General features: G+C 63.7%; 11 protein-coding genes. 5 read left to right on the top strand and 6 right to left on the bottom strand.

Translation table 11 applies throughout. From position 1 onward, the window contains the following. Positions 1 to 92: 92 nt before the first annotated feature. Complete coding sequence (locus tag VWY75_RS11900; protein WP_416539022.1) at positions 93 to 701, top strand: carboxymuconolactone decarboxylase family protein; 609 nt, start codon at positions 93 to 95, stop codon at positions 699 to 701. 9 nt (positions 702 to 710) lie between these two features. Here the strand turns inward: VWY75_RS11900 and VWY75_RS11895 are convergent, their stop codons facing one another. Beyond that, the gene (locus VWY75_RS11895) at positions 711 to 1445 is read right to left on the bottom strand and encodes a DUF2461 domain-containing protein (protein WP_416539021.1); all 735 of its coding nucleotides are present in this window, start codon (positions 1443 to 1445) and stop codon (positions 711 to 713) included. Positions 1446 to 1614: 169 nt separating this feature from the next. On the opposite strand from VWY75_RS11895, the gene VWY75_RS11890 reads away from it, so the two are divergent. Then, positions 1615 to 3012, top strand: coding sequence for an MATE family efflux transporter (locus tag VWY75_RS11890; RefSeq protein WP_340546010.1), 1398 nt, complete (start codon positions 1615 to 1617; stop codon positions 3010 to 3012). A gap of 107 nt (positions 3013 to 3119) precedes the next feature. On the opposite strand, the gene VWY75_RS11885 is transcribed toward VWY75_RS11890, so the two are convergent. The 3 genes from VWY75_RS11885 to VWY75_RS11875 all read right to left on the bottom strand — a co-directional run bounded on the left by VWY75_RS11885 (position 3120) and on the right by VWY75_RS11875 (position 5957). After that, positions 3120 to 3986, bottom strand: a complete 867-nt coding sequence (locus tag VWY75_RS11885; RefSeq protein WP_416539020.1) for a delta-class carbonic anhydrase — start codon at positions 3984 to 3986, stop codon at positions 3120 to 3122. A 331-nt stretch (positions 3987 to 4317) separates the two neighbouring features. Next, the gene (locus VWY75_RS11880) at positions 4318 to 4740 is read right to left on the bottom strand and encodes a hypothetical protein (protein ID WP_416539019.1); all 423 of its coding nucleotides are present in this window, start codon (positions 4738 to 4740) and stop codon (positions 4318 to 4320) included. Positions 4741 to 4754: 14 nt separating this feature from the next. Beyond that, on the bottom strand, positions 4755 to 5957 hold the full coding sequence (locus VWY75_RS11875; RefSeq protein WP_416539018.1) for a pyridoxal phosphate-dependent aminotransferase: 1203 nt from the start codon (positions 5955 to 5957) through the stop codon (positions 4755 to 4757). 109 nt (positions 5958 to 6066) lie between these two features. Between VWY75_RS11875 and VWY75_RS11870 the strand changes: the two genes are divergently transcribed. From VWY75_RS11870 to VWY75_RS11860, 3 genes are all read left to right on the top strand, one after another. Continuing rightward, positions 6067 to 6462: a helix-turn-helix domain-containing protein gene (locus tag VWY75_RS11870; protein ID WP_416535692.1), complete on the top strand. Its 396-nt coding sequence runs from the start codon at positions 6067 to 6069 to the stop codon at positions 6460 to 6462. Then, positions 6459 to 6719, top strand: a complete 261-nt coding sequence (locus tag VWY75_RS11865) for a succinate dehydrogenase assembly factor 2 (protein WP_340546005.1) — start codon at positions 6459 to 6461, stop codon at positions 6717 to 6719. Before VWY75_RS11870 ends, VWY75_RS11865 begins: the two co-directional genes overlap by 4 nt. A 73-nt stretch (positions 6720 to 6792) precedes the next feature. Next, positions 6793 to 7290 carry a MarR family winged helix-turn-helix transcriptional regulator gene (locus VWY75_RS11860; RefSeq protein WP_416539017.1) on the top strand — a complete coding sequence of 166 codons (498 nt, stop codon included), beginning with the start codon at positions 6793 to 6795 and terminating at the stop codon, positions 7288 to 7290. 438 nt (positions 7291 to 7728) lie between these two features. Here VWY75_RS11860 and VWY75_RS11855 read toward each other — a convergent pair whose 3' ends face one another. Then, on the bottom strand, positions 7729 to 8157 hold the full coding sequence (locus VWY75_RS11855) for a VOC family protein (RefSeq protein ID WP_340546003.1): 429 nt from the start codon (positions 8155 to 8157) through the stop codon (positions 7729 to 7731). Positions 8158 to 8273: 116 nt separating this feature from the next. Next, entirely contained in the window at positions 8274 to 9698 is a 1425-nt protein-coding gene (locus VWY75_RS11850; RefSeq protein WP_416539016.1) for a hypothetical protein, read from the bottom strand. Between the last annotated feature and the right edge of the window lies 1 nt (position 9699).

The raw sequence follows: 9699 nt of genomic DNA, 5'->3' as shown, positions 1-9699 counted from the left end.
TGCCGCCTTGCGTAACATCTGTGACGTTCGGTTCCGTCTTTCCGCCACGTCAGATCCCGCTACTCTCGGGTCAGACAATCAGGGAGAGTGACATGGCCTGGATCAGGACCGTTCCGTTTGAAGAGGCAACCGGCAAGCTGAAAAAGCTCTACGAGCGGGTGACCGGGCCGGGCAACAATGTCGACAACATCATGATGGTGCACAGTCTGCGGCCGCATTCGATGGAAGGGCATATGGCGCTTTACAAGAATGTGCTGCACCACAGCGGCAACAGCCTGCCGAAATGGTATCTGGAGGTGCTGGGAGTCTGGGTCTCGTCCCTGAATGACTGCGCCTATTGCGTGGAGCACCATTTTGCCGGCCTCCAGCGGCTGCTGGCGGATGAAGCGCGGGGGCAGGAGATCCGCGCCGCGATCGAGGCGCGCAACCCGCAGCTGGCGCCGTTGGATCCGGCGCAGCGGGCCGGGCTGGTCTATGCGCGCAAGCTGACCGAAGCCCCGGCCGCGCTGATCGAGGCGGATATCCATGCGCTGCGGGCCGCCGGTCTGGATGACGGGCAGATTCTGGAGATCAATCAGGTCTGCGCCTATTTCTCCTATGCCAACCGCACCGTGCTGGGGCTGGGCTGTTCGATCCGGGGGGATGTGCTGGGGCTGAGCCCCAACAACAGCGACAATCCGGAGGACTGGGGCCACAGCTGATCCCGGCGATCAGGCAGCGACCGGCTTGGTCAGGATCGGGCGCAACAGGGTGAAGACGGGTGCCAGCACGAGGGCCGCACTGCAGATCGCGGCCTTTGGATCCACCGGCGACGTGAGGTCGAGATCAGACCACAGGGTCAGCGACTTGCGGCGCAGGAGATCGGCGTGGGGATGGGTCTGATCCTGTGGCCCCGGCACCCGTTTCAGCTCAGCCGCATTGGGTCGAAACCCCTTGAGGGTGAGGATATCCAGCAGCGCCGCCAGCTCATCGGCAAAGCCGCTGTCGGGGGGCTGTCGGCGCCCGTCGATCTGGTCGAGGCCTGCCGTCGGATAGACCCGGACCAGCGGCCGGCCCGCAACCGCAATGCGCCAGCGGCTGAGCGCAGCACCGTCAAGGCTCATGACACCGCCGCCGACGCGCAGCCGGGCCGGGTCGATGCCAAAGAACAGCCCGGCCCCCGGCAGCAGCGGCAGCTTCCACAGCATATGCAGATGGGTGTGATAGGGGGTCTTGTCCCTGGAAAACCGCAGATCGCGCTGGGGCCGGAACAGCTTGCCCTGAATGCCGGGGTGATGCGGGCGCAGGTAATCGGCAACCTCGACCAGCAGCGCCTCTGCCGGGCGGCGCAGCTGGTCGTCATAGCGGGCCTTATGCGTCTGGAACCAGTCGCGGCTGTTGTTCTGCGACAGCTCCGTCAGGAAGGCCTGCGCATCAGGGATCAGCTGGCGTGTGAGATCGGACATGCAGGCGCTCCTTGCTGGCGATGATCGGCACCGCCAGCATATCACATTTGCCGCAGATCGTACGCATAAGACGGCGCGCATAACCGGCACGGCAGAAGCCGGCGGGCAGATTGCAACCGGAGCGGAAATGAGGCTTGCCGTCCTGTCGACCCGTGCCTAAGGCTTGCATATGACACAGAGATTGCCCGCGCCCGCCCCGAACACACTCCTCGCCCATAGTCGCGCCATTGCCGTGCTTGGCCTGCCGTTGATTGGCGGGCATGTGGCGCAGTTTGCCATCGGGCTGACCGATACGGTGATGCTGGGCTGGTATGGGGTCGATGAGCTGGCGGCGGTGACGCTGGGCTCGTCCTATTTCTTCTCGATCTTCCTGTTCGGATCCGGCTTTGCCTTTGCGGTGATGCCGATGGTGGCCGCCGCAGCCGGTGCCGGCGAAGAGCGTCAGATCCGGCGTTCTACCCGCATGGGGCTTTGGCTGTCGCTGGTCTACGGGGTGCTGGCGATGCCGCTGTTGTGGTGGTCAGAGGCGATCCTGCTGTTGCTGGGCCAGGAGGAGAAGGTGGCCCATGACGCTGCGGAATACCTGCGGATTGCAGGCTGGGCGCTGTTTCCGGCACTGCTCTACATGGTTGCGAAATCCTATCTGGCGGCGCTGGAACGGACCCAGATCGTGCTGTGGCTGTCGGTCTTTGGGGCGGTGGTGAACGGGCTGGTGAACTATGCGCTGATCTTTGGCAACTGGGGCGCACCTGAACTGGGGATTGCCGGGGCGGCGCTGGCCTCGCTGGTGACCAATGGCCTGTCCTTTGTGCTGGTGCTGGTCTACGCGCTGAAGGCCTTGCCGGAGCATGAGCTGCTGAAGAATTTCCAGCGCCCGGACTGGGAGATGCTGGGCCGGGTGCTGCGCATGGGGCTGCCGATCGGGCTGACCACGCTGGCCGAGGCCAGCCTGTTTGCGGCCTCGGCGATGATGATGGGCTGGCTGGGCACGGTGCCGCTGGCGGCCCATGGTATCGCGATTTCGCTGGGCGGGCTGACGTTCATGGTGCATCTGGGGCTGTCGAATGCGGCGACCATCCGGGCGGGCAATGCCTATGGCCGCGGCGACCGCGCGCATCTGGCACGCGGCGGCAAGGTGGTGACGCTGATGTCGCTGCTGGTATCGTCGGTGGCGATTGTCCTGTTCCTGACCGTGCCCGGCCCGCTGATGTCGCTGTTTCTGGACAGCGCCGACCCGCAGAAGGCCGAGATCCTGCTGATCGGCGGCGTGCTGCTTGCGGCGGCGGCGCTGTTTCAGCTGATGGATGGTATGCAGGTCATCGCGCTGGGCCTGTTGCGCGGTGTCCAGGACACCGGCGTGCCGATGGTGATTGCGGGGCTCAGCTATTGGGCGGTGGGGATACCGGCCTCTTATCTGCTGGGCTTTACCTTCGGCATGGGCGGGCTTGGCGTCTGGCTGGGGCTGGTGATCGGCCTGTCGGCGGCGGGGCTGTTCCTGATGATCCGGTTCTGGCGCCGCTCGATCAAGCGGGTGGGCGCCCCCTCCGCAACGCTGACCACCGGATAACGGCACGAGGCACCTGTCAGCCGCGCACCGGAAAGGGGGCGGTATCGCCCCCTTTGGTCCTCTTTCCGGGTCATCACCGCGACCACTGGTAGCCGTGGCGGCGCGGGCTAGTTGCTGATCGGTGCCAGCAGATCGGGGTTGGTCACCAGATTGCGGACGCCATGGGCGTGGGTCTCGTTGAAATAATTATGCTCGAGCCAGGTGCCGACGCTGTGGATATTGACGCGGATCACCTTGGGTCGGACGCTCCAGGTGACCTGAAACGGGGAGCCTGTGGTATTGTACCCCGGACCGGTGGTGGAGCCGGCATAGCTGATCGGGGTGCCGGAATTGGCCGGGATGTTCTGCGCCTGATAGAGGTTGTTTCGGACGGTGAGACGGGTCAGCTCGGTGAAATCGGCGGCGTTTTCGTCATTGACCAGCACATAAACCTGCGCCTCAACCCGCAGCTGCGGGTTCTTGATCGCATCGCTGAGGCAGGCGCCCAGCGTTGGCCCCGGGGTCACCTGCGCGGTGGTGTGGACGTAATGCACCTCGATGGTGTCGCCCGGTTGCAGATCGCCGTGGCCGCCCTCGGCGCCGATGGGGCTGTCCAGCGGCGCCAGTTCCGCCTCGCTCAGCGTGCCGTCGTATTGATAGCCGGTGCCATAGCCTTTGCCATCGCCATTGCCCGCGTAGCTGGTGAATTCACCGCCGCGATGTTCTGCGTTTTCATGGAAATGGATATTGCAGAGGTTCATCTCGGTGGCGGGCGGTGCCGCGCTGAAGACGCGCAGGTTCTGCCCCTCGACCATGTCGATGTCGCGCGGCGATTGCGGACCAAATCCGGCCCCGAAGGTGCTCATGGCCAGTGCCGCACGTTGCCGGTCGATTTCGCTGTCCTTGACGGTCTGCGCACTGTCTGCGGCCAGTGCCACACCGCTGGCGAGGGTCAGGGCGGCAAAAGCGGGCATGATCGAAATATATGACGTCATCGGGAATCCTGTTGTGACTGAATGATACTGGTAACAGTGGCGGCAGTGGCGGATCTGCGCAGGACCAGAACAGGGGGCCGGGGTGATCGCGCTACAGTCCGAAACTGCCGCCAATGGTTCCTATAATGATTGTGTGATAAAAATATTAATCGCCTTATGGTTGCCATTGCAACCCACCCCTCACCGAAGGGCTGGCGGTGGCGCCCAGCGACACAGGGCGTAAGGAGCGGCGGCGCGACACGCATGATGTGCAAGCCGCCAAAGATCCGCGCGTACGCATCGGGTGATGTTCAGATCCGGCGCCACCGATGGCCGGTCATGCCCACGCTGATCAGGAGGGGTCGCTGTCCTTGGCGCCACGGGCCAGATGATCGGCCTTCTTGCGCACCAGCACCGAGCGCAGGTCGTGCATGGCGAGCAGCAGCTGGTCGGTGATCTCCTCCAGCTGCGCGGCGCTGGCCTTGCTTTGTGCCCAATGGGCGGTGCTGTTCAGATGCTCGATGGTGCGGTGAATGTCATCCATCTCGCGCGTGGCCAGCGTCTCGCGGCGCTGATCCATCCAGCTGCGGATCGCGTTCAGATCCTCGGCACTGAGGTCACGGTCGCCATGGGCGCGGATCTCGCCGCTGCGCAGCTTCACCACGGCGATCTGATCCATATCCAGCCGCCGCTGCCGGTTCTCACTATCGACGCGGAACACAAAGGCTCCGTTGTCGCGCACGCGAAAGTAATAGTCCGGCAGGGAGGCAGCCATGCGAAACGCTCCGTTCAGCGCAGCGCGGCGCAGAAGGCCTGAATGCGGCGGCAGGCCTCGGTCAGGACGTCATCGGCCGCGGCGTAGCTGATGCGAAAGTTCGGCGACAACCCATAGGCGGCGCCATGGACCACGGCCACATTGGCCTCCGCCAGCAGCGCCTTGGCAAAGGCCTCGTCGTCGGTGATCTTGACGCCCCCGGCAGAGGTCCGCCCGATCAGCGCATGGATGGAGGGGTAGACATAGAAGGCCCCATCCGGCACCGGGCAGGCAACGCCTTCGATCTGGCTGAGCATCGAAATCACCAGATCGCGGCGGCGGCGGAACACGGCGGTATTGGGCAGGATGTAATCCTGGGTGCCATTCAGCGCCTCAACCGCAGCCCATTGGCTGATGGTGCAAGGGTTCGATGTGGATTGCGACTGGATCTTGCGCATCGCGTCGATCAGATGCTTGGGACCGGCGGCATAGCCGATCCGCCAGCCGGTCATCGCATAGGCTTTGGAGACGCCATTGCAGGTCAGCGTGCGGTCATAGAGCCGCGGTTCGATCTGCGCCGGAGTGCAGAAGGTGAAATCATCGAACACCAGATGCTCATACATGTCATCGGTCATCACCCAGACATGCGGGTGGCGCAGCAGCACCTCGGTCAGCGCCTTCAGCTCCTCCGGGTGGTAGCCGGCCCCGGTCGGGTTCGAGGGTGAGTTGAAGATGAACCATTTGGTCTGCGGCGTGATTGCCTCCTCCAGCTGGGCCGGGGTGATCTTGAACCCGGTGTCCAGCGAGGAGTCGACACAGACCGGCGTGCCACCGGCCAGCCGCACCATATCCGGGTAGGACACCCAATAGGGGGTCGGGATCACCACCTCATCGCCGGGATTGAGCGTTGCCATCAGCGCATTGTAGAGGATCTGCTTGCCGCCGGTGCCAACCGAAACCTGCGCCGGGGTATACTCCAACCCGTTGTCGCGGGCGAATTTATCGCAGACCGCCTGCTTCAGCTCGGGGATGCCGTCGGGGGCGGTGTATTTGGTCTTGCCTGCCTGAATGGCGCGGATCGCGGCGTCCTTGATATTGTCGGGCGTGTCAAAGTCAGGCTCACCGGCGCTCAGGCCGATCACGTCACGGCCGGCCGCACGCAGTTCAGCGGCCAGCGTGGTGACGGCGATCGAGGGTGACGGTTTGACGCGGGAGAGGCTATCGGACAGAAATTGCATGGAAAGACCTCTGTTTGAATGTCATCTAGAACTGTCATAGGGTGCCGCTAACTTCCGATCAAGCGGGATCAGGAGACCGACAAACCGATAGGCCAACAGGAGCGGGCAAATGAGCAACGACGACATGAATTGGTATGGCCCCGACGCGGCAACCTTTGGTGACCGGGTGGCCGCTGCACGCGATGCAGCAGGCATGACCCAGGCGCAGCTGGCCCGTCGGCTGGGCATCAAGAAATCAACCCTGACCGGCTGGGAACAGGATCTGTCGGAACCGCGCGCCAACAAGCTGTCGATGATGGCGGGGCTGCTGAATGTGTCGATGCGCTGGCTGCTGACCGGCGAGGGCGAAGGCATGGAAGCCCCGGCTGGCGAACAGATGCCGCAGGATCTGGCGGCGGTGATGACCGAGCTGCGCCAGCTGCGCGAGGATCTGCGCAGCAATGCTGACCGGGCGGCGCGGCTGGAAAAACGCCTGCGCCTGGTGATGGAAGGCAGCGCACAATGAGCGAACTGCCTGCCCACCGGCTGAAGCGGTTGCAGATGCGCTCGATGCGGCGCGGAATCAAGGAGATGGATATTCTTCTTTCCGCCTATGCCGAGCGGACACTGGCCACGATGGGCCCGGCGGATCTTGATCTCTACGACCTGCTTTTGCAGGAGAATGATCAGGATCTGTACCAGTGGGTGACGGGGCAGGTGGCGGCGCCGGATCGGTTCTCGGCGCTGATCGACGACATAGCGCAAACCCATCAAAAAGAATAAAATTTCAGCTTAACGGATTTTTCGGGAATTTTCCGCATTGTTGCTCTCAGACACCATCGAGTCGGAGATGCGGATGAGTATGGAAATGCCAATCGGCCAGCAGGACACCAAAGGGTTCATGACTGGCTACCTTGAGGCGCTCGCAATGGTTGAGCGTCTTCACCGTCTGCTGCTGGACGTCATCAAGGACGAGTTTGAGCGTGTCGGCGTGCTGGAGATCAATGCGGTTCAGGCACTGCTGCTGTTCAATATCGGCAACAATGAGGTCACGGCGGGCGAATTGAAATCACGCGGCTACTATCAGGGCAGCAATGTCAGCTACAACCTGAAGAAACTGGTCGAGATGGGCTATATGCACCACCAGCGTTGCGAGATTGATCGCCGTTCGGTCCGGGTGCGCCTGACCGAGCGCGGTCGCGAGATTCGTGATATTGTTGCGGCGCTGTTTTCGCGCCACGCAGAAGGCCTGGAAGGCAAAGGTGTGATCAGCAACGAGGGCATCGCGGATATCACAGCCTCGCTGAAGCGGGTGGAGCGTTACTGGTCCGACCAGATCCGCTACATCTATTGAGCCGGGTTTTGCACGCCTGAAACGGGGCGTGTTCCATCGGTCGCAACGCATATCCCTCTCGGCAGAACGCCGACTATCACCGATATGCCTGACCCTTTTGATTTGCTGCGCGGCAGCTGATCTGACCAAGCCATACCGACGCTGACCGGGCAGAAGGCCGGGAGCGGAGCGGATCCGGGGACCAGAAGGCCCATCAGGCTTGGACTATCTTTTCGGACAGCAGCATGGCTGACACACCACCGGGGCAACCGGCTGGTGCAATTTTGCGTGCCCTGCGGGTTGGCGTGCCCTGATGGTGCGGCTGGGGCGTGCGGTGCGGCTGGGGCGTGCGGTGCGGCTTGGCGGCCTGCGCGCAGGGCGGCACAGATATGCCGCAGAGGTCAGGCGCCGGGAGGACAGGGCGCGCGATGATGGTGCTGCCCTCCTGGCGGTTGCGGCTTACCAGCTGCCGGTGTTTTCCATGCTGGCCCAGGGTTCTGCCGGGTCCAGCGCGTCGCCGTTTTGCAGCAGTTCGATCGAGATATTATCGGGCGAGCGGACAAAGGCCATGTGGCCGTCGCGCGGCGGGCGGTTGATGGTGACACCATTGTCCATCAGATGCTGGCAGGTGGCGTAAATATCATCCACACCATAGGCCAGATGGCCGAAATGGCGGCTGTCGCTGGGCAGGCCATCATCGCCGTCCCAGTTATAGGTCAGCTCGATCGGGGTTTCTTCCTGCCCTTCGGCGGCCATGAAGATCAGCGAGAAGCGGCCTTTTTCGCTGTCGTAGCGTCGGGTCTCCTTGAGACCCAGCAGCTGGTAGAAGGCCATGGATGTCTCCAGGTCTTTGACGCGAACCATAGTGTGCAGATATTTCAGCGGCATCGGTGTGTTCCTCATGTCAGGATGGCTGGCCCAGGGGCGCGGCCTCGTGTCAGATATCTCAGGCCCCTGACCATAATGCGTCCGGAGCCGGTGACCAGAGCGATTGCGGGATCCGCTTAGAATTTGGACTGAACACCCAGCGAGAGCGATAGCTCGCGCGACTGGAAACGGCTGTGATTGCTGTCTTTTTTGCCCGCGCGCAGGCGCAGCGTCGGGGCAAATCCGGCATAGTCGTAGTCCTCGAAGAAGAGGTTCACATCGGCATAATAGGACCGGTCTTCGCGGCCATCGGCCAGGTAGCGGGCGGGAAAGCCTGCGATGAACTGCGGGTAGTCGGATTGGCCAAGGATCAGTCCGGTGCTGATTTTGGCCGGCCCCAGCGGTTTGGCGAAGTGATAGCCGAGCCGCAGCGTGGCGCTGCGGCTGGAGGTGTTCACATGGCCTGATCTGCTGTCGCGCAGTGCAAGGCTGACGTCGATCTGATCGCCATTTTGCAGCCCGCGATTGACACGGAGGCCCAGGCCGAACACCTCGCCATCCTGCGAGGGGCCGCGCGGGGCGAGCCGCTGTTCTGCCATGCCATCCAGTGTCAGTCCGGTGCGCGCTGACAGCTGCCAGCTGCGCCGGGCGGTCAGTTTGACCAGATCATAGCTTTTGTCGCCGCCATACCAAGCGGTCCCAAAGCTGAGCCCGAGGGCGGCGGAGCCTTTGCGTTCGGGCGGGCCAGCGGCAAAGGCATGGGTCAGGGTGATCTCGCCGTAGGTCGATCCGAATTCGCTGTTGCGCGGCACCGTGGTGCCGGACTGCTGGGCGAGGGGGGCGGCCTTGGCCTTGGCGGCTGACGACAGTGCCACCCGCTGGACATAGCCGCGCGCGCTCAGCGTGGTGAGGCTGCTGCGGTTTTCCCGCAGGCGGTAGCCGATCGCGGCATCGAGCACGGCAACGGTCCCCTCCAGTGCCACCGAACGGGGACCAAACCGGCCCAGTGTCGGCACGCCGTCGATCACTTCCAGCGTGTTGTCGGCGCCGTTGTTGACGTTGTTTGAGGGCTTCAGCTCGCCGCGCAGCTGGAAGGACCAGGGGTTGATCCGCCGCAGGACCTTATAGTCGGCGGCGATGCGTGTTTCGCTGATCTCATCGGGGGCGTGAATGGCGGTGCGGCGCAGCCAGACCTGCGCCAGCGTCGGCCGGGCGTCCTGCACCGCCAGCCGTGCGGCCAGCTGGGCTGCGCGGAATTTGCCTGCGCTGTCGGGGGCAAAGCGATAGGCGCGCGCCGCAGAGCGGCGCCCGGCGCCGGGCGATTTCAGCTGCGCCTGCGCGGCGGCCCGCAGATACCAGGCCAGGTGATCGCGCCGGTCGGCCCGCAAGAGGGCGCGGGTCAGGTCCAGCGTCAGCTCCGGTTTGCCGGTGCCAAGGGAATGCGCCGCCAGCAGGCGGCCCTGTTCCAGGCTGAGATGTTGTTCGGGGGTCGGCTCGGTCGCCGTTGCCGGCGCTGCGTGCAGCAGCGCCAGCGTCAGGGCTGCGGCCAGACTGCGCCGCATG

This window comes from Phaeobacter sp. JH20_08 (assembly GCF_048056635.1).
GTDB lineage: Bacteria > Pseudomonadota > Alphaproteobacteria > Rhodobacterales > Rhodobacteraceae > Phaeobacter > Phaeobacter bryozoorum.
Note: the sequence above shows the minus strand (reverse complement) of the source record. Positions and strands in the feature narration are given on the sequence as shown.

What these genes read in the sequence shown, in the direction of transcription:
- VWY75_RS11875 (WP_416539018.1), bottom strand. Translation starts at nt 5,957, where the DNA reads ATGCAATTTCTGTCCGATAGCCTCTCCCGCGTCAAACCGTCACCCTCG.
- VWY75_RS11860 (WP_416539017.1), top strand. Translation starts at nt 6,793, where the DNA reads ATGAGTATGGAAATGCCAATCGGCCAGCAGGACACCAAAGGGTTCATG.
- VWY75_RS11880 (WP_416539019.1), bottom strand. Translation starts at nt 4,740, where the DNA reads ATGGCTGCCTCCCTGCCGGACTATTACTTTCGCGTGCGCGACAACGGA.
- VWY75_RS11865 (WP_340546005.1), top strand. Translation starts at nt 6,459, where the DNA reads ATGAGCGAACTGCCTGCCCACCGGCTGAAGCGGTTGCAGATGCGCTCG.
- VWY75_RS11885 (WP_416539020.1), bottom strand. Translation starts at nt 3,986, where the DNA reads ATGACGTCATATATTTCGATCATGCCCGCTTTTGCCGCCCTGACCCTC.
- VWY75_RS11870 (WP_416535692.1), top strand. Translation starts at nt 6,067, where the DNA reads ATGAGCAACGACGACATGAATTGGTATGGCCCCGACGCGGCAACCTTT.
- VWY75_RS11850 (WP_416539016.1), bottom strand. Translation starts at nt 9,698, where the DNA reads ATGCGGCGCAGTCTGGCCGCAGCCCTGACGCTGGCGCTGCTGCACGCA.
- VWY75_RS11855 (WP_340546003.1), bottom strand. Translation starts at nt 8,157, where the DNA reads ATGCCGCTGAAATATCTGCACACTATGGTTCGCGTCAAAGACCTGGAG.
- VWY75_RS11895 (WP_416539021.1), bottom strand. Translation starts at nt 1,445, where the DNA reads ATGTCCGATCTCACACGCCAGCTGATCCCTGATGCGCAGGCCTTCCTG.
- VWY75_RS11900 (WP_416539022.1), top strand. Translation starts at nt 93, where the DNA reads ATGGCCTGGATCAGGACCGTTCCGTTTGAAGAGGCAACCGGCAAGCTG.
- VWY75_RS11890 (WP_340546010.1), top strand. Translation starts at nt 1,615, where the DNA reads ATGACACAGAGATTGCCCGCGCCCGCCCCGAACACACTCCTCGCCCAT.